The 25,390-nt window shown below is 47.1% G+C and carries 20 protein-coding genes and 2 other annotated features; of the genes, 8 read left to right on the forward strand and 12 right to left on the reverse strand.

Translation table 11 applies throughout. The features are described 5' to 3' along the window. Positions 1-66: 66 nt before the first annotated feature. A complete protein-coding gene (cax, locus tag KYJ26_RS12840; RefSeq protein ID WP_308807561.1) occupies positions 67-1,125 on the reverse strand; it encodes a calcium/proton exchanger in 1,059 nt (352 codons plus the stop codon). Positions 1,126-1,212: 87 nt separating this feature from the next. Here cax and KYJ26_RS12845 point away from each other — a divergent pair, with 87 nt between their 5' ends. Then, complete coding sequence (locus KYJ26_RS12845) at positions 1,213-1,626, forward strand: pyridoxamine 5'-phosphate oxidase family protein (protein WP_219167658.1); 414 nt, start codon at positions 1,213-1,215, stop codon at positions 1,624-1,626. A 241-nt stretch (positions 1,627-1,867) separates the two neighbouring features. Here the strand turns inward: KYJ26_RS12845 and KYJ26_RS12850 are convergent, their stop codons facing one another. Further along, positions 1,868-2,251: an OsmC family protein gene (locus KYJ26_RS12850; protein WP_219167873.1), complete on the reverse strand. Its 384-nt coding sequence runs from the start codon at positions 2,249-2,251 to the stop codon at positions 1,868-1,870. A 129-nt stretch (positions 2,252-2,380) separates the two neighbouring features. Here KYJ26_RS12850 and KYJ26_RS12855 point away from each other — a divergent pair, with 129 nt between their 5' ends. The 6 genes from KYJ26_RS12855 to KYJ26_RS12880 all read left to right on the forward strand — a co-directional run bounded on the left by KYJ26_RS12855 (position 2,381) and on the right by KYJ26_RS12880 (position 12,130). After that, on the forward strand, positions 2,381-3,565 hold the full coding sequence (locus tag KYJ26_RS12855) for an MFS transporter (RefSeq protein ID WP_219167659.1): 1,185 nt from the start codon (positions 2,381-2,383) through the stop codon (positions 3,563-3,565). Positions 3,566-3,778: 213 nt separating this feature from the next. Next, a complete protein-coding gene (locus tag KYJ26_RS12860; protein ID WP_219167660.1) occupies positions 3,779-5,695 on the forward strand; it encodes a heavy metal translocating P-type ATPase in 1,917 nt (638 codons plus the stop codon). A 455-nt stretch (positions 5,696-6,150) separates the two neighbouring features. Then, positions 6,151-7,785, forward strand: a complete 1,635-nt coding sequence (locus KYJ26_RS12865) for a PTS transporter subunit IIBC (protein WP_219167661.1) — start codon at positions 6,151-6,153, stop codon at positions 7,783-7,785. A 3-nt stretch (positions 7,786-7,788) separates the two neighbouring features. Continuing rightward, on the forward strand, positions 7,789-8,586 hold the full coding sequence (locus KYJ26_RS12870; protein ID WP_219167662.1) for an endonuclease/exonuclease/phosphatase family protein: 798 nt from the start codon (positions 7,789-7,791) through the stop codon (positions 8,584-8,586). Positions 8,587-8,780: 194 nt separating this feature from the next. Then, on the forward strand, positions 8,781-10,502 hold the full coding sequence (locus tag KYJ26_RS12875) for a pyruvate oxidase (protein WP_219167663.1): 1,722 nt from the start codon (positions 8,781-8,783) through the stop codon (positions 10,500-10,502). A 47-nt stretch (positions 10,503-10,549) separates the two neighbouring features. Then, positions 10,550-12,130, forward strand: coding sequence for an FMN-binding glutamate synthase family protein (locus tag KYJ26_RS12880; protein WP_219167664.1), 1,581 nt, complete (start codon positions 10,550-10,552; stop codon positions 12,128-12,130). Between the two features lie 171 nt (positions 12,131-12,301). Here the strand turns inward: KYJ26_RS12880 and KYJ26_RS12885 are convergent, their stop codons facing one another. Both KYJ26_RS12885 and KYJ26_RS12890 read right to left on the reverse strand, forming a co-directional pair. Further along, positions 12,302-15,262 carry a carbohydrate binding domain-containing protein gene (locus tag KYJ26_RS12885; protein WP_219167665.1) on the reverse strand — a complete coding sequence of 987 codons (2,961 nt, stop codon included), beginning with the start codon at positions 15,260-15,262 and terminating at the stop codon, positions 12,302-12,304. 135 nt (positions 15,263-15,397) lie between these two features. Further along, entirely contained in the window at positions 15,398-16,423 is a 1,026-nt protein-coding gene (locus tag KYJ26_RS12890) for a LacI family DNA-binding transcriptional regulator (protein ID WP_219167666.1), read from the reverse strand. Positions 16,424-16,775: 352 nt separating this feature from the next. Here KYJ26_RS12890 and KYJ26_RS12895 point away from each other — a divergent pair, with 352 nt between their 5' ends. Further along, positions 16,776-18,461, forward strand: coding sequence for a hypothetical protein (locus KYJ26_RS12895; RefSeq protein WP_219167667.1), 1,686 nt, complete (start codon positions 16,776-16,778; stop codon positions 18,459-18,461). 41 nt (positions 18,462-18,502) lie between these two features. Here KYJ26_RS12895 and KYJ26_RS12900 read toward each other — a convergent pair whose 3' ends face one another. From KYJ26_RS12900 to KYJ26_RS12935, 8 genes are all read right to left on the reverse strand, one after another. After that, complete coding sequence (locus KYJ26_RS12900) at positions 18,503-19,060, reverse strand: GNAT family N-acetyltransferase (protein WP_219167668.1); 558 nt, start codon at positions 19,058-19,060, stop codon at positions 18,503-18,505. Between the two features lie 113 nt (positions 19,061-19,173). Continuing rightward, a complete protein-coding gene (locus KYJ26_RS12905) occupies positions 19,174-19,347 on the reverse strand; it encodes a hypothetical protein (protein ID WP_219167670.1) in 174 nt (57 codons plus the stop codon). A 97-nt stretch (positions 19,348-19,444) separates the two neighbouring features. Next, positions 19,445-19,987, reverse strand: a complete 543-nt coding sequence (locus KYJ26_RS12910; protein WP_219167672.1) for a hypothetical protein — start codon at positions 19,985-19,987, stop codon at positions 19,445-19,447. Positions 19,988-20,037: 50 nt separating this feature from the next. Then, positions 20,038-21,468: a proline--tRNA ligase gene (gene proS, locus KYJ26_RS12915; protein ID WP_219167674.1), complete on the reverse strand. Its 1,431-nt coding sequence runs from the start codon at positions 21,466-21,468 to the stop codon at positions 20,038-20,040. An 85-nt stretch (positions 21,469-21,553) separates the two neighbouring features. Further along, positions 21,554-21,758 (reverse strand) — a binding site (T-box leader). A 47-nt stretch (positions 21,759-21,805) separates the two neighbouring features. Then, positions 21,806-22,297: a hypothetical protein gene (locus KYJ26_RS12920; protein WP_219167676.1), complete on the reverse strand. Its 492-nt coding sequence runs from the start codon at positions 22,295-22,297 to the stop codon at positions 21,806-21,808. Positions 22,298-22,316: 19 nt separating this feature from the next. Then, a complete protein-coding gene (locus tag KYJ26_RS12925; RefSeq protein ID WP_219167678.1) occupies positions 22,317-23,342 on the reverse strand; it encodes a hypothetical protein in 1,026 nt (341 codons plus the stop codon). Positions 23,343-23,371: 29 nt separating this feature from the next. Further along, positions 23,372-24,595: an MFS transporter gene (locus KYJ26_RS12930; protein WP_219167679.1), complete on the reverse strand. Its 1,224-nt coding sequence runs from the start codon at positions 24,593-24,595 to the stop codon at positions 23,372-23,374. Positions 24,596-24,657: 62 nt separating this feature from the next. Next, positions 24,658-24,909 (reverse strand) — a binding site (T-box leader). A 200-nt stretch (positions 24,910-25,109) separates the two neighbouring features. Beyond that, positions 25,110-25,310 carry a hypothetical protein gene (locus KYJ26_RS12935; protein ID WP_034761269.1) on the reverse strand — a complete coding sequence of 67 codons (201 nt, stop codon included), beginning with the start codon at positions 25,308-25,310 and terminating at the stop codon, positions 25,110-25,112. Positions 25,311-25,390 lie beyond the last annotated feature (80 nt).

Genomic DNA, 25,390 nt, shown 5'->3' on the forward strand with positions numbered 1-25,390 from the left:
AAATGATTTCCTTGTTCTTTTCAATAGAAAAAGCCCCTGCAGGGAAACTGCCGAGGCTTTATTAGATTACAGTAAATAAAAACCGATCCCCATGATGAAGTAAGCTGCAAGCAGGGTCAACCCTTCAAACCAGTTGGTTTCCCCATCATTGGAAATGATCACCGTCAGTAAGACTGCGGATACCATGGCCACGAGTTCCGGTAAAGTAAATACGAGTGACATGCTTTTTTCGAAAAATAACGAAACCAGGACCAGTACAGGTGCTACAAACATCGCGACCTGCAAGGTGGAGCCGACAGCAATTTCCACTGCGACATCCATCTTATTTTTATACGCCATAATGACCGCTGAAGCATGCTCAGCCGCATTTCCTACAATAGCGACGATGATGACCCCGATGAAGAGTTCGCTCCAACCGAAAGCTTCCCCTACTTCTTCGAAGGTATGGACAAGTCGTTCAGAAACATATGCCACTGCAAGAGTAGATACAGCGAGGATGAGTAACGCCTTCCCCTTGCTCCACTCCGGTTCTTCGTCGTTATCGTGAGCACCTTCTCCCCCCTCGCTCTGATACACTCCGCGGTGAGTGACAAGTTTGAAGAAAAGAGCGAATAGGTAAAGGAGGATCAAAATGACCGAGATCCCGATGGAAAGGCTCATCGTCCTTCCTTCATTCATATCCATGGAGAACACTTCAGGAATGACGAATGCCACAATGATGGCGAACATGAGAAGCCCTGAATTATGACGGGCGTCAAACACGTTAAATTTCTGACGCTTGAACTTGACGCCTCCGACAAAGAAGGAAAGACCCGCAACAAGCAAGAGATTCCCAAGGACGGACCCTGTCAGGGAAGCCAATACGACCCCGATCAAACCTGCTTTCAGGGCGAAAATAGAAATGATCAACTCAACTGCATTACCGAAAGTGGCATTTAAGAGTCCACCGATGCGGGGACCGGATACAACGGCTAAACTTTCCGTCGCCCTTCCCATGAAAGCTGCCAGTGCAATGATGGTGACGCAGTAGACGACAAACATGATGACACTTGGCCAATGAAGCAAGGAACCGATCACCGAAACCGGGACACCTGCGAATACGAGCAGAGTAAATACTTTATTCACGTTAACGATCCATCCTTTTTCAGAAATTTGGTTAAAACAGTCCTGATTAGACACATTAAAGATAGAACCCATTTAGGAGGAATATTCATGGCACAATCCTTGAAAGATAAAATAGTAGAACTGTTTTCCCATCATAAAATCGGCACCCTTGCCACCATCCGTGACAACAAACCGTACTCTCGGTTTATGATGTTCGATCATGACGATCTTACTCTCTACACGGCAACTAACGAACATGCCCATAAGGCCGAAGACATCGCACAGAATCCTCATGTGCATATCCTTCTCGGGTATGACCGTGACTCTAATCATGAACATTATGTAGAAATCGAGGCAGAGGCGTCGGTCGAAGAATCCACGGACCTGAAAGCAAAATTCTGGAACGAAAAACTCAAACACTGGATCGCAAGCCCCGACGATCCCGAATACCTGCTCCTCAAACTCACCCCCAAAACCATCCTCTACTACGAAAAACCTGGCAGCGAACCTCAGGAACTGTAGAGGAGTTCCTTCTGAAGAGGGACGGACCTCTACCAAGATTAGATTGGATAGGGTCGTTGTCATTTCGAGGGACGGACCTTCGCATCGGTAGAGACCTACTAAGGTTTCTATCTATTCCGAGGTCCGTCCCTCGTCTATTGACTCACTTCACACGAATCCCTCATTCATTAGGGACGGACCTCCACACAATGATCATCCTCACGTAACCATCAGCGGATGGAGGTCCGTCCCTCCAAACTTTTTATTCCACCAATTCAAACGTTTCCTCAATCTTAATGCTGTCCTGTACCGATTGCACCATGGAGCAGTTCTTCCTTGTAAGCTTCATGGCCTTTTCGATCTTTGCTTCGTCAAGGTCCTCCCCTCTGATGGTGAAGTGGAGGGAGATGGCTTCGACGCGGTTGGCTTCGTCTTCGTTGCGGGTGACGTCGGCTTTGATGTGGATGTCGTCGAATTGAATGCGCATCTTTTCCAGTACTTTACGCAATACGCCCCCACTGCAAACGGCTACAGATGATACGAGCAGCTGGAACGGGCGGAATCCATATTCTTCGTTACCCGATACCTCCAGTTTTCCAAACCCTAAATCTGTGTAAAATCCGCCTTCTTGCATTTTATACTCCATTTCTTCTTCATTCCTTCCTATATATGTTAGTAGATGTTTTGATTTTACTCTATTCATCCCGTATTGCCAAACATTGCAATTGAGGGTACCATCAAAGAAGACATTTACTACGATTGGGAGTTCTGACAAATGAATCAAACATTATCCTTCCGTTTCAAGGTCCTTGTCGGGATCGTTGCCATTTCCGGTTTTTCACAAGGAATGCTCCTTCCCCTCATCGCCATCATATTTGAGCAGGACGGCCTGTCCTCCTCCCTGAACGGATTAAACGCAACAGCCCTTTACATCGGAATTCTGTTGGCTTCTCCTTTAATGGAACGACCCCTGCAGAAAATTGGCTATAAACCGATGATCATCATCGGCGGGATTGTCGTCGCAGTATCACTCTTATTGTTCCCGGTTTGGAAGTCCTTCTGGTTCTGGTTCATCCTCCGCCTTCTGATCGGAATCGGTGATCACATGCTCCATTTCTCTACCCAGACGTGGATCACGTCGTTTTCACCGAAAGAGCATCGCGGACGGAACATATCCATTTACGGAGTTTCCTTTGGAATCGGATTCGCCGTCGGACCGATGATGACCCAGCTCATCACGATCCATCAGGCATTGCCGTTCATCATTTCTTCCTTATTAAGCTTAACAGTTTGGATGTTTGTCTTTAAATTACAGAATGAACACCCGGAGCAGCAGAACATCGGGAGTGCCTCGTTCCTCGGATCATTCCAGCGTTTCGGGAAGGTTCTCAAATATGCATGGGTCGCCTTGTTGCCACCTCTCGGATATGGATTCCTGGAAGCCTCCCTGAACGGGAACTTTCCTGTTTTCGCCCTTCGAAACGGTCTTTCCATTGAAGCCGTGGCGATCCTCCTTCCTGCATTTGCAGTGGGAAGCATCATCTCACAGGTCCCCCTTGGGATCTTGAGCGACAAATATGGTAGACAAAATGTCCTCCTCATCGTCATGATGATCGGATTCCTGTGTTTCTCGGCTGCCGGCATCGTATCCCAATCCACACTCGGCCTATTCATTTGCTTTACTCTTGCCGGGATGGCCGTGGGTTCAACGTTTTCCCTCGGCATCAGCTATATGACAGATCTCCTTCCCAAGGAATTACTGCCAGCGGGAAACATCATGTGCGGAATCTTCTTCAGCTTTGGCAGCATGATCGGCCCATTCATCGGCGGAATCACCATTGATTGGCTAAAGGGATCAAGCTTCTTCTATTTGATCGCCGGCATGATGCTGGTGATTTTTGTGAGCCTTCTAGTCTTTTCTTTTCAAAATCGACATGGAGAAATAACCCAGAATAACTAGCACAAAATCCTTTCCATCCTCATATACTTGTGGTAGGATTAGATTATAATAATTACAAATTACTAAGTTTATATATTTTCAGCTAAGAGCACGTGTTGTTTTGCTGTCACCTTTCACTGGTGGCAGCTTTCGTCGTTTTATAGGGGTAATGACGTTGATTATTATTCTCAATGAGAATCTCCCATTTTCAATTAATCAAAGGAGGAACATACTATGAGCTCACAATCCAAAGCACTAACCATGGGGACACCGAATGATAAAATCCACTTCCTTGAAAAAATAAAGCCCCATGCAGAATTGATCGCAGCCCTCATCAGCGGTGTGTTTATACTACTCGGATGGCTGACATCAAATGATGACTCAAGCATGAGCATCATCTTCTACCTCCTTGCTTTTGCCATCGGAGGTTTCGCCAAAGCGAAAGAAGGAATCGAAGAAACCATCGAAAACAAGGAACTGAATGTGGAAATGCTCATGATTTTTGCCGCCGTCGGTTCTGCCATCATTGGATACTGGACGGAAGGTGCCATCCTGATTTTCATCTTCGCCGTCAGCGGAGCACTTGAAACGTATACAATGAATAAAAGCCAAAAAGAAATTTCTGCCCTTATGCAGCTACAGCCGGAAGAAGCATGGCTCGTCACCGATTCCGGGGAAAAGAAAGTCAGTGTCTCAAGCCTTGAAATCGGCGACCATATCCTGATCAAACCAGGTGAACGGGTACCAACGGATGGTGTCGTCGTAAAAGGCACGACTTCCATCGATGAAGCGGCGATTTCCGGTGAAGCCGTCCCTGTTTCAAAAGGTCAGCGGGATGAAGTGTTCGCCGGTACGGTCAACATTAACGGTGCCATCACGGTAGAAATGACCAAACCGAGCAGCGAAACCCTTTTCCAAAAAATCATCGATCTTGTTCAATCGGCACAAAGTGAAAAATCCCCTTCCCAGCAGTTTATTGAACGCTTCGAAGGGACGTATGTCAAAATCGTGCTCGCCGTCGTGTTCCTGATGATGTTCCTCCCTCACTTCATCCTCGGATGGAGCTGGACGGAAACATTTTACCGAGCCATGGTCCTGCTCGTAGTCGCATCACCGTGCGCCCTGGTCGCTGCCATCATGCCGGCCAGTCTTTCGGCAATCTCAAACGGTGCCCGCCACGGAATCCTTTTCAAAGGCGGTGCCCATCTTGAGAATCTGAGTAATATCAAGGCGATCGCCTTTGATAAAACAGGGACCTTAACGAAAGGGAAACCCGTTGTAACAGACATTCTGATTGCTGAAAATGAGGATGAACAAGAAATAATGGGTGTCGTGGCTTCCATTGAAAACCAATCCAATCACCCACTCGCACAAGCCATCGTCGGTCACTCAACCCGGGAGCTTAACGTGGAGCTCACCCAACCCGACTCCCTTGAAGATGTATCCGGCTGGGGAGTCAAAGCCCTTATGAAAGGCTCTGAATGGAAAATCGGGAAAGCCGACTTTGTGGATAAAATGTTAGCAGAACGGTTTATGGACGGAGCATATGAAAGAATTGCCTCCGAAGGAAAAACAACCGTATTTGTCGCAAAGGAAAAGAAAATTGTTGCCCTGATCGCTTTAAAAGACGTCGTACGAAAGGAAACCGTCGAAGCCTTGAAGCTCCTTGAGAAGGAAGGCGTCCAAACGATCATGCTGACGGGTGACAATGAGAAAACAGCCCGTGCCATTGCAGAAGAAGCAAAGGTCGCAAGCTACATTGCTGAATGCCTTCCTGAAACGAAAGTAGATGAACTGAAGAAATTGAAGCAGCAATTCGGGACCGTCGGGATGGTCGGCGACGGAATTAACGACGCCCCTGCCCTTGCAACGGCCAACGTAGGGATTGCCATGGGGGAAGGAACCGACGTCGCCCTGGAAACCGCCGATGTCGTGCTGATGAAAAACGACCTTACCCGAATTTCCGAAGCCATCAAACTATCAAAAAAAATGAAAAGCATTGTCCAGCAAAACGTCATCTTCTCCATCGCCGTCATCATGTTGTTGATTGCTTCAAACTTCCTGCAAATCCTTGACCTTCCATATGGGGTCATCGGTCATGAAGGAAGTACGATTCTGGTCATCCTGAACGGTCTGCGCTTGTTGAAGTGACGTGTCGGAGCATCCAATCTCTATGATTGGGTGCTTTTTCATTTAACGTTATCGTAAAATAAATAATCATACCCTACAGTTCAATCTTATCCACATGTGAATATCTCTTCTACCAAACAAATTTCATCCACAACCTATCACCCACGACTTATCCACTATGAAGATTCCGAAACTCACTCGTTTCCCACCTTCTCCAACCAAGGTCCGTCCCTCCACGCACTAATATTTTACTAAAATAATAATTTGTTATTGCTTTCTTGAAGGGGATATCATAAAATGTGTTTATGTTAGTGCAAACGGTTGCATCTATTTTGCATACTATCTTGTTACATAGCGCGTTAAGATGAATACATAATAAAAAACGTTTCTTTTTATCCTAAAATGTAAACGCACTCATGTTATCCAATGTAAGAAAAATAGTCCAATAGATTGATATTAAAGGAGGAAACGGGTTTATGAAGAATTTATTGTCATTTGATTTTTGGCAGAAGTTCGGGAAAGCACTGCTTGTGGTCGTGGCTGTCATGCCAGCTGCAGGGATTATGATTTCCCTCGGTAAGTTGATTGCCATGATGGGTGGAGACATCACATTAGTGCAAACGATTGCAAGAGTAATGGAAGATATCGGATGGGGAGTCATCACGAATCTTCACATCCTGTTCGCCGTTGCCATCGGTGGCTCATGGGCGAAAGAACGTGCAGGTGGAGCATTCGCTGCCCTGATTGCATTTATTCTGATTAACCGTATTACAGGAGCCATCTTCGGAGTGAGCGGGGATATGCTTTCAAATCCGGAAGCAACGGTCTCTTCACTATTTGGCCAAACGCTGGTCGTTTCAGATTATTTCACATCTGTCCTTGGAGCACCGGCTTTGAACATGGGTGTGTTCGTCGGAATCATTTCCGGTTTCCTTGGAGCGAATCTTTTCAACAAGTATTACAACTACAGTAAGTTACCTGATGCCCTTTCCTTCTTTAATGGAAAACGCTTCGTACCCTTCGTCGTGATTGTAGGCTCCATCATCATTGCCGTCATCATGTCGATTGTATGGCCTTTCATCCAAGGGCTTCTGAATGACTTCGGTCAATGGATCGCCACATCACGTAACACGGCACCAATCATCGCGCCATTCGTATTTGGTGCATTAGAACGTCTGTTATTGCCATTCGGTCTGCATCATATGTTAACTGTACCAATCAACTACACAGAACTTGGCGGGACTTACACGATCCTCACAGGATCAAGTGCTGGATCGACGGTTGCCGGTCAAGATCCATTATGGCTTGCCTGGATCGCAGACTTGAATAACTTCCTGGCAGCGGGAGACACAGCAAGCTACAAACAGCTGTTGAATGACGTCACACCTGCCCGCTTCAAAGTAGGTCAAATGATTTTATCCACAGCTGCCCTGATCGGTATCGCGTACGCTATGTACCGCAATGTGGATAAAGATAAAAAGAAAAAATACAAATCTATGTTCTTCTCAGCAGGTTTAGCTGTATTCTTAACCGGTGTTACTGAGCCGATCGAATTCATGTTCATGTTCGCTGCCCCACTTCTATATGTTGTGTATGCAATCATGACGGGACTTGCCTTCGCGATTGTGGATATCGTTCACATCCGCGTACACTCATTCGGATCCATCGAGCTTCTGACCCGCGTGCCGATGATCATCAAAGCAGGTCTGTGGGTCGACCTTGTGAACTTTGTCATTGCATGTATCGTATTCTTTGGCCTGAACTTCACGGTTGCCAACTTCCTGATCAAGAAGTTCAACTTCCCGACACCTGGTCGTAACGGAAACTACATTGAAGATGAAGCTTCAACAGGCGGCGGTACCGTAAGTGCCGATTCCATCGCCCCAAAAGTCGTTGCCATGCTTGGCGGGAAAGAAAACATCATAGACGTGGATGCCTGCATGACACGCCTTCGCGTGACGGTTAAAGACACTGCCCTTGTCGGTACAGAGCAAGAATGGAAGAAGAACGGAGCCCTTGGACTCATCCTGAAAGACAAAGGCGTCCAGGCCATCTATGGTCCAAAAGCAGACGTCATCAAATCGGATATTCAAGATTTGTTAGGAGCGTAATCCATGAAATTACTCACGTTGAATTGTCACTCTTGGCAGGAAGACAGCCAACACGAAAAAATTTCGACCTTAGCCGATGACATCGCGGAGAAATCCTACGATGTCATCGCCCTACAGGAAGTAAGTCAGCTGATCGAAAGCGAAACCGTCCAAGGGTTGGTCAAAAAAGACAATTTTGCACTGGTCCTACTTGGGGAACTGGAGAAGCGTGGTGTATCAGATTATACACTCGTCTGGGACTTCGCTCATATCGGATACGACATGTATGAAGAAGGAGTCGCCATTTTAACCAAACACCCGGTCGTGGAAGAACACCGCTTCTTCATTTCAAAAAGCCACGATCAATCCTATTGGAAAACCCGTAAAATCGCTGGGGCGACGATTTCATATAAAGGAAAGACCTTCACTTTCTATTCCTGTCACCTTGGCTGGTGGACGGATGATGAAGAACCATTCCAATTCCAGGTCGATAGCTTGATGGAACAGGTCACCCCTCAATCCCCATTCTTCTTAATGGGCGACTTCAATAACAACGCCCTGATCCGTGGGGAAGGCTACGATTACCTTCTTTCCAAAGGGCTTGTGGACACGTTCAATGAGGGTGTAGAACGGGACAGTGGAGTCACTGTTCAAGGAAACATTGCCGGATGGGACGAGAACAAAGTCGATTTGCGGATCGATCTTATTCTTTCCAGTGAAAAAATGCCGGTGAAATCATCCCGGGTTATCTTTAATGATGATAATAAACCTGTCGTCTCGGACCATTTTGGAGTGGAAGTGTTACTTGGAGAAAGCAACTGATCTTGGATCGGTTGCTTTTTTTTGTGCTGAGTAGTTGTCGACCGATATGTTCATTTATCAACCGAAACCGATGGGATATCGACCGTTCTACATCCACCGGCAAAATCTGCAACTCCCTGGCACTCCACTCCCCCAACGTTTAATAATCTCCGAGTAGTGGTAAAAATCACTATACAAGATTAGGAGGTTTGACTATGGGAAACAAACTCGCAGGGCAACTAGCAGCAGATATTATGGAACAATGGAAAATCAAGCATGTATTCGGTCTTCCCGGTGATTCGATCAATCACTTCGTCGATGTACTCCGAAGTGAGAAAGAGGAAATCGAGTTCATCCAGGTCCGACATGAAGAAGTCGGGGCGCTCGCCGCATCATCCTATGCAAAGCTGACAGGAAACATCGGTGTCTGTTTATCCATCGGGGGGCCCGGCGCCATCCATCTATTAAACGGCCTGTATGATGCAAAAGCCGACGGAGCACCCGTATTGGTCCTGGCAGGTCAGGTGGCAACAGAAGAACTCGGGATGGATTCATTCCAGGAGGTACATCTGGACCGCGTATTTGCAGATGTCTCCGTTTACTGTGAAAGGGTGTCATCACCAGAGTCCCTTCCAGACTTGATGAATCAGGCGATCCGGACCGCTTACGCCAAAAAAGGGGTATCCGTATTGATCATCCCCGACGATATACCAGGACAAAAAATCAAGGACGGTGTGAAGGCCACATCAAGTATCCCGGCCAGATCCATCCCCGCACCAATGGATCAAGACGTGAAGACCGGTTTGGATTACTTACATAAATCGAAACGTCCGGTCATCCTTGCAGGAACGGGCTCCAAACATGCAGCACGTGAACTCGAGAGATTCGCAGATAAAATCGCAGCTCCCGTCATTTTCACTCTCCCTGCAAAGGGCATATTCCCTGATAAGCATCCCCATAATCTCGGACAGCTCGGTCAAATCGGGACGAAACCCGCCTATGAAGCCATGGAAGAAGCCGATCTTCTCATCATGATCGGGACCTCGTTCCCTTATCGAGATTTCCTTCCTGATGATACACCTGCCATCCAGATTGATGCGGATCCAACCCAAATCGGGAAAAGATATCCGGTCTCTGTCGGCATCGTCGGCGACTCGAACCTGGTCCTGAAACAATGGAACCAGCAATTCCCCTACAAAGAGGACCGCTCCTTTTTAGAAGAATGCCAGACCAATATGAAGAACTGGTGGACGCACGTTGAAAAAGATGAAGTCGAAGTGACGACACCCATGAAGCCCCCTCAAGTCATCGCTGCCCTCCAGAAGATCGCAGACGATGATGCGACACTGTCCGTCGATGTCGGGAATGTGACGGTATGGACCGCGCGACACTTCAAAGTGACCAATCAGAAGATGATCATCTCGAGCTGGATGGCGACGATGGGCTGCGGACTCCCGGGCGCAATCGCAAGCGGAATTGCCGAACCTGACCGCCAGGCAATTGCCGTGTGCGGAGACGGAGGCTTTACCATGGTGATGCATGATTTCGTCACTGCCGTCAAATACAAGCTCCCGATCATCGTCGTGATCATGAACAACCGGAAGATCGGCATGATCAAGTATGAGCAGGAATCAATCGGACACCTGGAATATGAAACCGACCTACAGGACATCGATTTTGCCCAATTTGCCAAAGCATGCGGAGGAGAAGGCTATCGCGTCATCAAGCATGAGGACTTGCAGCCTGCCTTTGAGATGGCGGCCAAATCCAATAAGCCGGTCATCATCGACTGTGTGATCGAAGACCAGCCTCCTCTTCCAGGTAAGATCAACTTTGAGCAGGCAGCAGGCTACTCCAAGCACGTCATGAAGAAATTCTTCAAGAAGCACGAGGCCGAAATGCCACCGCTGCGTAAAGCATTGAAACGACTATTTTAACAACCTGAGCCTGTAAAAGGGCTCACTTTACTATTGGAGGAATGAGTATGAACAGCATATCCATCATTCAGTGGATTCTCCTTACGGTCATCGTTCTCGCACTCCTGATCCCCATCGGACTTATCGTTTATCTATGGCTGACCGACGAAAAACAAAAGGAGCATGCGGTGCTAAGGAATTTCCCCGTTCTCGGAAAAATGAGATACATCCTGGAGAAAATCGGGCCGGAACTGAGACAGTATCTCTTTCATAATGACAACGAAGGGAAACCCTTCTCAAGACTGGAGTACACCAATACCGTCATGGCGGGAAAGTATAAATCCCGGATGCTCGGGTTCGGATCTGAACGTGACTTTGAAAAGGAGGGTTACTATATTCGAAACACCCTGTTCCCTATACAGCGGGACGAACTCAGGATCGATCAGACCCCAAAAGTGAAAACCAAAGTATATAAACTGGATAAAGACAATTTACTGAGCCGACGGGAACACCGGGAAGAAACAGAAGCAGATCCCTTTCTCCTGAAAGACGAGGATGCCCCCGTCATTGGCGAGCATACTTGCAGGCACCCTTTTAAGGTAAAAGGACTTGTCGGCCAGTCCGCCATGAGTTATGGGTCACTCGGTGAGCAGGCTATCACGGCGCTGTCGACCGGCTTGAACCTCGCTTCCGGATCATGGATGAACACTGGAGAAGGTGGATTATCCAAGCATCATCTGAAAGGAGGCGTCGATATCATCTGCCAGATCGGTCCCGGCCTATTCGGTGTCCGGACAAAGGATGGGGAATTTTCCTGGGAAGAATTCAAGAAGAAGAGCGAACTGAAAGAAGTGAGGGCCTTCGAATTGAAACTCGCACAAGGGGCCAAAACCCGGGGCGGTCACGTTGACGGAAAAAAAGTGACCGAGGAGATTGCCAGCATCCGCAACGTGGAACCGTGGACATCCATCGACAGCCCGAACCGGTTCAAGGAGTTTAACTCCAACGAACAGATGCTGAACTTCATCGAACAGCTGCGGGAAGTTGGCGGCAAGCCCGTCGGCATTAAATTGGTCGTAGGGAATACCAACGATATCGAAAGCCTGGCCTCCTATATGGCCACTTCAGGTAAGCATCCCGATTTCATCACCGTGGACGGTGGAGAAGGCGGAACAGGCGCATCTTATCAAGAACTGGCGGCATCTGCCGGAGTTCCGATCAAATCGGCCCTTCCCTTCCTCCACGATACACTGGTGAAATACGGTGTCCGGGACAAAGTTAAAATCTTCGCTTCAGGGAAACTGTTGACACCGGATAAGATTGCCTTCGCACTCGCACTCGGAGCCGACTTCGTCAACATCGCCCGGGGCTTGATGTTCTCTGTAGGCTGCATCCAGGCGCAGGTCTGCCACACGAACAACTGCCCCGTCGGAGTTGCCACCACCGATAAGAAGCTGCAACGCGCTTTGATCGTCGAAGAAAAATCGTTCCGGGTCTGCAACTACATCATCTCTCTGCGCGAAGGCCTGTACAACCTGGCCGCTGCCGCAGGAATCGATACACCGACGAAGTTTGGACGGGAACACATCGTATTTCGAGATGAGGACGGACGATTGCATCCGATGCAGCCGGAAAAGACTATGTCATAATGGAGAGAAGCAGCCGACTTTGGGTCGGCTGCTTCTTTTTTTATTGGATGGAAGGTGTGGGGATTGGATATAGGCCGTTCCGCCAAAGCACGCCTTCTTTTGACCGCGGCCTCAGTCAAATCACCACCACCAACAAAAAAGCACAGCGCCCTAAGACGCTGTGCCCACCATCTACTTCAACTCCACATTATCAATCACCACATCATGAGCGCCAATCGATGATCCGATTTTACCTAGCAGGAACTTCAGGCTCGTGTCATCGCCAACAGGCATCGTGAACGTATATTCATATCGTGTTTTATCTCCACTAAGCTGAGCGACTTCTGATAAATATCGTGTATACGCGGCATTTTCCAGTGTCACTTCCATCGTACGGTCGACCGTCGAACTCGCATCAAAGGAAAGCGTGTATTCCACTCCCGGCTGAAGCTTTAAGCCACCCTGGAAAAGTTGAACACTCCAAGTTTCGTTTCCTTCATTCCCGATTGAAATCTTTGCCTGTCCATTTTCTTCTGTTACACTCCCAGAAGCATCAAAATGGATGTAATTTTCCCAAAACTCTAAATTGGCATCGAATGAACCGTTTTGAACCATATTCGCACCCGGCGCTCCCGCAATTTTCTTTAACTTTAGATTATCAAGCTTTACCTCATCGGTGCTTCCACCGAGTTGGATGAAAAGCTGTGATTCCAAATCCGTCACATCCGGCATCGTGAAACTCATAACATGCTTTTCCCAATCACCAATCAGAGGGATGGTTTCAGAAGCATAAACGACTTCTCCGTCCTTACTTCTCATTTCTACCTGAATATCACGGGCACTCTCTGCAGCACCATCAAATGTCAATTCATATTCATTGAAAGCCTTAAGCTGAATGCCTTTTTGCACCAGTTGAACATCGTCTGTTTCATTTGAAGGCTTTGTCGCGAATACCCGCGCCTCCGGATCCACTCCGATGGAATCAACACTCTCAGAACATACCAGATTCCAATATAACAGACGGTCAGGGAATCCCTGGTCGAATGTTCCGTTATAGATCAGGTTCCCGCTTGGAAGTGCGGGTTTGGATGCATCCGGATCCACTTCTACAGGAGGGATCTCTTCCACCTGGACATTCCCGATCCACACAGGAAGCTTGGACAATCCAAGATTGAACTCCACCCGTGCTGCAAGATCATTTTCCTCGGTCATTTGGAACACCATTTCATAAGATTCCAGTCCATCATTTAAAGAAAAGGCTTCACTGTTTGAATAGGCACTGTACCCCCTGTCTGCCCCTCCACCGACTTTTACATTGATCGGTCTTGAGCCAGTCGACTTCGCATCAAAGGACACACGGTAGTATCGTCCCTTCCCCAGGGAAACATCCTGAACGAGCTGTACAGAATAAGGCTGGCTTCCCGGCTCTTCTACATCTACTTTTGCAAAATTCCTTCCATCAAGCTGATCCAGGGACAGATTCGCTTTCCCTCCAAAATCAGGTACGGTCAAGAAGTACCAGTAATCCGTATTCGGTACCCCTGCAATTCCGTCAACTTCCTCCCATTCCTGATCGAATCCATTGTTGTAAATCAGGTTTCCATCTTCCAATGGCTGCTTCGCGTTTTCCGGTAATGGTGCCTGTTCGAATATAGGAAGTTCCGGCGTTTGATACGGTCTTCCCGTCAACTCATACACCCGTACATACTCAACATCCATGGATTGAGGGAACATCGTCTCTTCCGTCGGATCACCGTCGAAATTCCCGCCGATGGCCAAATTCAACAGCATATGGAACGGCTGATCAAAAGGAGCAGGATACGTGAAGTTGGCCGCATTGCCTGCCCCTTTGCTGTACCAGTTATTCTGGGTCTGACGGAGTTTCCCGTCTACATACCAGCGGATCTCCCCCGGCTCCCATTCGACTGAATACACATGCTCGTCGGCAATGGTGGATCCATCTTCAAAGGCATAGTGACTGCCTGTGTATTTATTATTCGGCCACGATTCTCCGTAATGGAGCGTTCCGATCGCTTCACCCGGATTGCTTCCCTGTGCTTCTAAAATATCAATCTCGCCTGATGCAGCCCATCCGCCATAACGGTCATCTTCCGGAAGCATCCAGAACGCCGGCCAATATCCCTTTCCGACTGGCAGTGATGCTTTCATTTCGAATTTCCCGAATGTCTTGGAAAACAATCCCTTCGTTTTCAAACGGGAGGACGTATAAGCATATCCTTTATAGTCTTCTTTTTTTGCTGTGATGACTAGCTTTCCATCCTCTGTTTTCGCATTTTCCGGACGGTCTGTGTAATACTGCCGTTCATTGTTCCCCCATCCTGGAATGAAGGTGCCGTTTGCATCGGTATATCCGTTACCGATATCGAACGTCCACTTGTCACGGTCGATCCCATCCTCATTGAATTCATCATTCCAGATGAGGGACCATGGGGTAGTAAAAGAAGAAACGTCACTTGTTTCTTCCCCATTGAAGACGATAGCGCTGTCTAACGTCGCTTTTTCGATGGTCCCTTCCCCGTCGATGGTCGAACCTTTACCTGCTTTAGACACAGAAAGTTCCTTTACGAGTCCGTCAGAAGAAAGAACAAGAGATGAAAGCGTGTTCAATTCTAACCGTTCGGCAATCCCTTCAAGTTCTACCTGCGCTTCTCCCTTTTTTCCAGAAGTCGTAATCGTTTCAAACTCTCCTACTAGATCTGCTTTTTTTGTCTTCACATTCGAAGCAGATACCGTCACATCTTGAAATCCTTCAAACGTAATTTCGTTTTCTTGCAGTAAGACATTTCCTTCCACTACCGTTTCTTCAACGATTGATTCTCCAGTAACAGTGATCTTTGAAAGATGGCCCGGTCCTTTGACGGAAAGACTATGCAACTCGGAATCTGTCAGTTGAAGGGTATCGGGTGCTTCCCCCTTGATCAGGGTCTTTCCTTGTACCTTCACGTTTTCAAGGGATATGTCTTTCCCAGCATCCGGCGTGATCACCAGGTCCCCTTCAATGGTTGTATCCTTTAACGTTGAATCTTTGAGGTGATAAGGTTTATCTTTTTGTGGTGCAGCTGTGCCGATTCCTGGTGGCAGAGTGAAGATGAGACATGCAGCGGTAAACGAAGTGACAGCTTTTTTCAACATGTGAACGCCTCCTGATTTTATTTATGTCTCACGTGGGACATTTGTATATAACTATAAAACCCTCATCACCGTTTGACAACATTTTTCTACCATAGTAATCTCCCATTCAATAAAAAAAGCCTGTCCCTATGAGGATCAGGCTTTACGTTCACGGCAGGAGTCTCTTGTTACAAGAGTAGCTTGAAATGGACTCATTTTTTCATAAGGGGTCCCTTCGATCCGGTGAATCAGCTGCTCCACCAATGCCACTGCCATTTCCACCCTGGGAACGCTCATGGTCGTGAGTGCAGGGGACGTATACTCCGTCAACAGAATATTATCGAAACCGATCAGGGAAACATCTTCCGGAACATCCAGGCCCGCCTCTCTCAATGCCTTGAGGGCACCAAAGGCAATATGATCATTGGAACAAAGGATGGCCGAAGGAAGGACATCCTTCTCCATCCAATGACGCACGGCATCACTTCCCGATTGTTCCATGAACCTGCCCTTATATATGTACTCGGGTTTCAGGGGAATCCCTGCTGCTTCCACTGCCTTTTGAAAACCGTGAAGGCGTTCCAATGCTGCAGGATTATCTTCATCGCCCGTTATGATGGCGATTGCTTCATGACCAAGCTCAATGAAATGATTCGTCGCTTCCATCGCCCCCTGTTCATTTTGTAATTGAGGCATGGGAACACGAGACGTTCGATGCGTTACATTGTTCTGATCAAAAACCCCGACCAAAAAGCCTGCTGACAGGATTTCATCTACCATTCCCTGTACATTGCTCCAGCTGATGATGATACCCGCATCAATACTCTTCTCCCGGTAAAGCTTCAGCACCGGGGTCGGATCATCCAACTCCGTCATGGTCACGAGAACCTTATACCCACGGAGAGAACAGGCATTGATCACAGCCCCAATCACTACGCTGTAAAAAAGATCATCCGAATAGATCCTGGCCTTCCCTGGATCCTGAATGATGAATAATCCGATTGTATGGGTCTTCTTTTTCACCAGCCGTCGTGCTGACACATTTGGCTGATACTGATTCTCTTCCATAATCTTCAAGATCCGTTCCCTGGTTTCGGCCCGCACCTGATCCGAATCATTCAACACCCGCTGCACCGTCTTCCGGGACACCCCCGCAAGCCTCGCTATATCAAAAATATCCATAATATCCTCCCGAATGGTTGCTTCTTCCTATTATATCCCATGAAGATTGGGTTGGGTATATGGTTGGGGTCTTTGAAGATGATTCATAATCGTTTTCTGCTCGCAATCATAAGTGACATTCAACATCACTACTGGACGAATCTGCTTTGGAATATTTCAAGAAATAGATATCTGCCTTAATCCCGTTTTATCTGCCATTCTACAATCCTCGACACCGACCAACTACTCCTCTTCATTCTTCGACCGAGCGCTCAGTCACACTACCCATACTTCTAAAAACAAATGAAACTTCCCCACCCCCTCATCCGTATATACACTATAAACAGAATCACAACCTTGAAAGGGGAACATTATGGGAAACATCTTATTATTTTCACTGATTGTCGGATTGGTCATGGCGCTACTCCTCGTACCAATGACCATCATGAAAAAACAACATAAAAAAGAGGGATATCCATCCTTTCCGGCCCTGTTCGGAGCGACCCTCATCATCACATCTCTTGTGGTATTCGTCTTCTACTACCTGACGAATCTTGACCAGAACTTTACGAGTATGTGGATCCTCCTGATCATTGCGTCAGGATTCGGGGCCGCACTCTCAACAGGGAAAGAACGAATGGTGAAAGGTCTTCTTTTCCTGGCAACCCTCTGCGTAGGCGCTTATTTCATGACAGCTTTCGTCTTTAATGCTGATAAGAAATTCGAATCGGCCCAAATGGAGGTCAAAACAGAAATTCAAGCCTTTGATGAAAAGGAAACGCCGGCAAGCGTCCCTCCGAAGTTCGCACGGAACAAAATGAAGAAAGCGTTCGGTCAGGTTCCGAATACGAGTTATTATGAGCTCGGCAATCTGCAGATCCAAAAGGTGGACGGTGAATATGTCTACATCGCCCCTGTTGAATTCTCAGGTTTCTTCAAATGGTTCAAAGGTGACGAGACACCAGGGTACTTCAAGCTTAGTGCCACGGATTCAAACGCAAACCCTAAGTTCATCAAAGAAGAAATGGTGTATACACCTTCAGCTTATTTCAATAAAAAAATCGAGCGTCACATCCGCTTGAACTATCCGAAGGAAATTTTCAACGGAGACGTGCAACTTGAAATCGATGATGAAGGAAAACCATTCTATATCCAGACTTATGGAAACTTCATTTCTGCACGTAATGGATTCGAAGTGGAAGGGATTGTCATGGTCGATCCCCAAACAGGTGATACGAAATCCTATAGCATCAAAGATGTTCCTGCGTTCATCGACGGCGCGGTTTCACCTGAAACGGTGAGCCTTCAGAACAGCTATTTCGGTAACTACGTAAAAGGATTCTGGAACAGCCGCTTTGGTAAGTCAGATGTGAAACTGCCTTCAGATGAAGGGACCGAAGCGAATGTGAGTCCGATTTTTGACGAAAATGGTGACATGTACTACTTCACCGATTTCACTTCTCCAAAAGAAGGTGTTGATTCTATGCTCGGATATTCCCTGACAAACTCAAGAACCGGTAAAGCGACGTTCTACACTGGTAATCTGGAAGAATCGTATATGGATTCACAAGGGGCCCTGCAGATCATCCAGAAGAAATTCATCGAGAAAAAATGGGACGGCGAAATGCCGGTACTCTATAATTTCTACGGTGAAGCGAGCTGGCTGACACCTGTTCTCGATGCGAATGGTTTCTTACAGAATTATTTCATCGTGTCAGCCGCCAACCCGGAAATCTCAGCTTATGCGAATACACCGAACCAGGCGTTGAAAGCTTATAAAACCGCCCTCCAACGCGGCGGCGGAAGTGTCGACGGCAGCTCGAAAGCGGAGGAGAAACAAGCGGAAGGTAAGGTCGTCCGTGTATACAAAGAAAAATCCGGTGACTATACCGTGGTATCTTTCCTTCTCGACAATGGGAAAAACTATATCGTTTCTTCAGAAAATAGCTTACTCGCGATCTATCTGAAAGAAAATGATAAAGTGAACGTTACGTATATGGATACAGGAGAAGCATTCCTCCCTGTAAAAGACATGACGATTGAAGGACTAGAACAATAAAGAAAAGGCCGGAATCATCATTGATTTCGGCCTTTCTATATTCACTCCCCGGCGTTCACATAGTACACCAGGTTATCCGTCCACTTCCCGAACTCGTAAATGAAACCTTTTCTCGTACACTCATACTGCATCCCGACACTCTCAGCGAGCCTGATCGACGGAGTGTTATCCAGATTGATATGGGCTTCGATCCGGTGATAATTCAATTTCACGAAAGAAAGTTGAAGGGCCGCTTTCACCGCTTCCTTCCCGTATCCCCGGTTCCAGTATCGATTATGTAAAGTGTAGCCCACTCTTCCCCAATTAAAGTTGTATCTCATGAGGGTAGAGAAATCGATGGTCCCGATATTGGCTCCATTTTCCTTCAGGAAGATCCCGAGAATGTAGACCTGGTCCCCATCCATCATTTCGTCATGCTTCTCGATCATCTCCCGGAACCAGAACTCCGTGCACTCGCTCATATCCTGATAACCGACATCATATTTATGTTGTGACGGGAGCCTGTTCAAATGTTCCCTTAACCAGTTCTCATAATCACTGTTCACGAAAGGCCTGATCACCAGTCGCGTTGTTTCAATGGTTAAGTCCTTGTGCTTCATCTCCTGCACCATCCTTTTATGTATTATGTTAATAGTACCAACTGCCCAATTAGAATGGTAGCTCTTTTTCAACAAACGGAAGGCGCCCCTCTTTACGAGAAACGCCTCCATCGTCACTTATCTTTATTCCACTCTTCCTCTAATTCCTTCTCGATCTGTTCATCGGTCAAATACTCCTCATCCATCTGCCGCACATGCTCGGTGATTCGGTTGAGCTTGGAATGCACGATCCAAAGGCTGATTACCACGAAGACCATGAAAAAAATGATGATGAGTCCCACATCCATATAATCGACGCCTCCTTTACCTATATTTATTAACGAAACATAGGAAAAAGAAGGCTTTAGTCAGAAAAAGTGGGGAAAAGGTTCGAAAGTCCCCTGCCTATCTGGAACTCACAAAATACCAATGTTCAGCCAGCTGCTTGACTTCGATAAAATCTCCCCCAAAGTCTCCTGAACGGGGTTTCTCCCCGGAAGACGAGTAGACAAACCCTGAGAAGCTGTCAAGTATTCCGCGCAAGGTAAAGAAAAGGACCTTGCATTCGTCATTCTTCTTCTCTACCACAATATCTCCTCCGCCTTTGGATAACTTTCCATATTCCTCTGGAAGGTGAATGAGAGAGTCATTGTAAGAGACGTTTGAAGCGAGTACGCCTTCCTGAACCTTCTTCACCACAATTTCCCGATCACCACGATGTTTTTCAAAGTCCAGGTGGATTATTACCTTGTTGATGGGAAAAAAGATGATGAAGATCAAGGTAAGGGCTTGAATGAGAACCGGTTTCCATCCCTGCTTCTTGACTATGGCAATGATAGAGAAGATGACCGTTACAAGGAAAAAACCTGCCACAGTCAACCAAAGAAACGGCATCAAAAACGGCGTCAGAATGTGGACGAGTTGCCACTGAAAAAACGCCAATGCCAAGAGCATTAAACTACTGACTATAGACAATGCAAGTATAATGTTTTCTTTCCTCAATATGCCTTAGCCCAATACACCAAATGTTCCCCATCCTTGTCACAGCACACACATTTGTCCGAAACTTTCTCCTGCTCAAACGGCATACAGCGTGAAGTCGCACTCGTTTCTTCCTTGATTTTATCTTCGCAGGCACGATCCCCGCACCACATCGCTTTGATGAATCCACCCTGTTCATTGATGACGGTTTTGAACTCGTCAAAGTCTTTAACTACCGATGTTTTTTCTTCTCGATGAGCCCTCGCTTTTTCCAGTAGATTACGCTGGATATCTTCCAATAGCTCAGCGACCTTCTCTTCAAGTTCCTCCATCTTCACGATGATCTTCTCACCGGTATCGCGTCTGGCGAGGACAACCTGCCCATTCTCGATGTCTCTTGGCCCAACTTCCAGGCGGAGTGGGATCCCCTTCATTTCATACTCATTGAACTTCCAGCCAGGCTTCTTGTCACTCGCATCGATCTTCACACGGGCAACATCTGCCAGCTGACTTTTCAGGTTATAAGCAAAATCCAGGACACCTTCCTTATGCTGGGCAATCGGTACGATCATCAGCTGGGTCGGAGCGATCCGTGGCGGTACCACAAGCCCCCGGTCGTCCCCATGGACCATGATCATGGCCCCGATGATGCGAGTTGTGAGACCCCACGATGTTTGCTGTACATATTGAAGCTTGCCGTCACGGTCTGTGAATTGAATGTCGAATGATTTCGCAAACCCGTCCCCCAGATGGTGGGATGTACCTGACTGCAGGGCTTTCCCATCATGCATCAGACTCTCGATTGTGTACGTATATTTCGCACCGGCAAACTTTTCTTTTTCCGTTTTCTGCCCCTTGATGACCGGGATCGCAAGCATCTCTTCACACAGCTCTGCATATACTTCAAGCATTTTGACCGTTTCGTCATGTGCATCCTGATCGGTTTCATGGCACGTATGCCCCTCCTGCCAAAGGAATTCCAGTGTACGGAGGAACGGACGGGTCGTCTTCTCCCAGCGGACAACATTCGCCCACTGATTATAAAGCTTAGGCAGATCGCGATACGAATGAATGATATTCTTATAATGCTCACCGAATAATACTTCGGACGTCGGACGCACGCAGAGTCTTTCCGTTAATTCCTCGTCCCCTCCGTGTGTCACCCACGCTACTTCCGGAGCGAATCCTTCAATGTGATCCTTCTCCTTTTGCAATAGGCTTTCTGGAATGAAAAGGGGCATATACACATTTTCATGCCCGGTTTCCTTGATTTTCGCATCAAGGGCATCCTTGATATTCTCCCAAATCGCATACCCGTAAGGTCTGATGATCATCGATCCCCGGACGCTTGAGTAATCGATGAGCTCCGCTTTCTTGACGACATCGGTATACCACTGGGCAAAGTCTTCCTCCATGCCCGTTACATCCTTTACAAATTCTTTAGCCATTTTATAGCACCTCGTTTTTTGGTTGGATTTATCGTCCATTTTTTCAGCGAACCATCCGTCAGAAACAAAAAAAGCCCTGCTTCTCATCAGGGACCATTTCTGGCGGTACCACCCTGATTCAAAGCAAAGCTTTACACTCATTCCATGATAACGGTTTCGGACCGCTGATATCTTCAATCGATACAGAACTTAGAGGCAGGTTCAAAGGTTCATCAATGGGAGCTTCTCACCAAACCGCTCCCTCTCTGAAAAGACAAGATCCTTTTACTGATCCTCTTCAATGTTTCAGTTATTTTAGATGATTATATAGAGATTTGATGGGGGTGTCAATTGCATTTTATTCACCCGATCGCACAGGGGCTACCTCAAGCCCATTATAGTCTGCTTCATGAATACTGAAATACAGCCGCGAACCACTCGTAAATGTCAAATCCCTTTGAGGTCCGTCCCCCGATAGCACCATCTTCTTAATGCTTACATCAAATGCTTTCCCACAGATAACAGGAACCTTGACTCCACTTTCCGTTGAGAGCTCAAAGCCTCCCGTAGAATAATCACCGCCTCCTTCGAATCCGAAATGAGGAGCGGTTCGATACCAGCTATATCCCTTTTCACTCCTGGATATACTGGCCGCGCCAAAATCACCTGCCAGGTCAAAGAATACGAGAGTTTCTCCCCGATACTCTTTCGTAGAAAGTATTTTCGGAGGAATCCCCTCAAAACCTTCCGTGCGTAAACCATATTGAATAGCCTCTTCCTCCGTCTCAAACCATTCCCTGGAATCCTGGTTGCTACAGGCCAACAATGAAAGAATGCTGAGTATGATCACAGCATATAGCCTCCCATGTTTACAAAGCATAAAACCTCTCCATCTCCCCCTCAAAAAAATCATTCCCATTCCTCTCATCAAAATCCGCCGCAATCTCCTCGGCCACCTCACTCATCACATCCACTGCGAAACCAGGACGATGACCCGCTTCAATCAGCTTTCGGTGAAGGACGATGCAGCTCATATAAAAATAAAACATCCCATATGGATCCTTCCCGCTGTCAGCGTATTCAATATGGCGTTCCAGCACCTTGATTCCCTTTGGAGGTTCGGTTAACGCCAAAAAACGGATATGTTCGGAAGCTTCCACCAAATAGTGAGGTTTATCATAGATGAAGAAATATCCTTCGGACTGGTATCGGCGCGCCTGCTCCACCCGTCCATCCTCATAATAAGGCAGGAGCAGTTTACTGTAAGTCAGATGAGGGATTTCACCACAGCTCACTTCCTTTGACAATAAAAGCTTTTCGATGGGAGAGGCTTTTTCCTTTTCTCCAGTAAAATAAAAATACTCCAGCTGGGTTTGATATTCACACGCTTCACAATCCGAAAGGGAATCACGCTCAGCTGCCATCCATTTTGTATAATGGTCATGGGCATCTCCGGCTTCACCTGTCTTCAAAGCCCGTTTATGCTGATGCTGATAATATGGGCGAAGGCTGTATCCATATCGGTCGTATGTTTCCTGAAAATCCCGGAAAAAGGCATCCAGAAGCTCCCTTTCTATGCCGGGCATCTTCACTAAATGCTCTGCCATCCATTTATACATCCACAGCAGGTCTTCCACCCAATCCTCAAGATTCTCTTCATTGTCAAAGAAGAAGCCGCTGCACCATTCAAAGTGATCGAATAATTCCTCATACTCCCCGAGATAGTTGACGGTACTGATGATACCGAAACGGCAGCAGAACTCCTTATAGAGATCGCCTTCCTTTTGGGCAATGAACAATAGGTCCTCAAGACCCTCCCACTTATCAAAGCTCGCTTCTTCCCTGTTCATCAGATCTTCCCATCTGTTCCAATACTGATCCACCGTCATCTTCATCCGCGAACCCCCCTGTATGAGTATATTTTTTATTTATTATAACATTCTGAATGTTGTTTCAACTGTTTTTCCCAAGAATTCTTCTGTAAGCTGAAATATAAAATCAGCGTGATCAATAGCATGAGAATCGAGCCCCCTGCCACGGCGGTCCGGATCGACCACGCCTCTGCGCCGATTCCGATCACGACTGTTAATAAAATGACAAGTACTCCTTCAAGCAATCCATAGAGGCTTCCCACACGGCCCATGATATCAACCGGAATATGTTCTTGATAAAATGTCTCGAATCCTGTAGTCGCAAAGGCGAGGGCGAAGGATAGGAGGGCGAACCCAATCGCCACCGTCAGGAAGTTATGTGAACAGGCATAGATGATATACCCCAGGGAAACGACCACAGAGCCTGAGCCCATGAGAGTCATATGCTTGAGCTTGTGAGAAAACGCCGTGTTCAGAAGGGATCCTATTACGAACCCTCCCCCTGCAATACTCACCAGATAACCGTACGTACTGTCGGAAAGGTACAAGACCTCCTTTGAAAAAGCGGCTTCAAGGGAATCGATCACGGCCGTCATGACAAGCATCACCGTGAACAGAACGTAAAGGACCATCACATACGCTGCCCTGCGGCTAAAGCTCCAGACCACCATCCAATCACCCTTGACCACTTCCCAGTTGGAACCGCCCGTATGAACCCGCTCCCCATTCTCTAGCTTCGGTAAAAAGAGGGTAATCACTCCTGATAATAGAAGCGCAAGGGCATTCAGGTAAAGCGCGACCGTCGGGGTTCCCATCATGAACATCAACCCCGCTACCCCTGGTCCTATCAAAAATGCCCCTGACCCGATCAGTCCCCTGAGAGCATTGAACCTCTGCCTGTTATCCCCCGGAATCAAAGCCGTGATATACGTCATCGATGCCGGATAAAAGATGGCACTCCCCATGTTGATGAAAAGCACCACTACATACATCCACCATCCTGTAGAAAGAAGGGGCAACGCAGCAATCAACACCGCCCTGAAGAAATCCAGAAATGCCATCAAATTCCGTTTATTGACCCTGTCAATCACACTTCCGGCCCAGCCATTTGTTAAAAGGGCCGCTCCGGGCTTCAATACATACAACATGACGACCGCCATGGGAGATGCCCACTCATCCAATACGATCAAATTAAGGGCGATCAAATAAATCCACCCGCCGATATTCGAAATTCCAATTCCAAGCAAAAGCAATAAAGGATCCTTCCATTTTTTCATACACTATTCCTCCCCGCGATTGTGTTTGTGAAACAAAAAAATCCCACCCCCAAGACATTCATCTTGGGGGCGAGATTATGAATCGCGGTGCCACCCCAGTTCGCCGAATATGTCACCATACCGGCCTTTTCAGGTACGGCTCATTGGCATATACCCTAGCTCTATAACGGGAGCTCCCGTCACACCATCCCCCACCGGGTTCCGATGCACTGCTCAGAGTCTTGGTTCAATACCGTCCTTCCTGCCCCTTTTCAGCTGCCGGGGCTCTCTTTAAAGAAGTCTTTGATACCTACTCTTCTCTTCATGGCATTTTTTTGAAATTTTTCTAATATTAGCATGAATGGATGGAAGTGTAAATAGGGAAGTTAATGGCGAGCAGCGTGATCGGGATTTTATCAACCGTTTTTTCGATTTATCAATCTGTCACACCAATAACCGACAAATTCCGCACCACGCAGCCGCCTGCCAACATAAAAAAGAGCACTCTCAAATCCCGAGCGCTCCTCTCCCACTATTAGCTACCCATCTTCCGGCGGGTATTACTAGGCTTCTTCGTTTGCTGGCTTTGCATGCGTTGGTTCGAAGCAAGGCCACCTGTTGCCTGCTTGCCCCCTGCCTGAGCTTCTTTCTTCTTCGCAAGCTGCTGCTTCATCGCTTCCTGAAGGCTGATTTTTTTCTTTTCTGGCTGTATTTGTTGATCATTAGTATTCGACATAATGGGATCTCCTTTTGAGACTACTAAATTTTTGAAACTACCTCCATTATAATACATCCTAACGGATAAAGACATCTGCT

This window comes from Rossellomorea orangium (genome assembly GCF_019334305.1).
In the GTDB taxonomy this organism is placed as follows: Bacteria; Bacillota; Bacilli; order Bacillales; family Bacillaceae_B; genus Rossellomorea.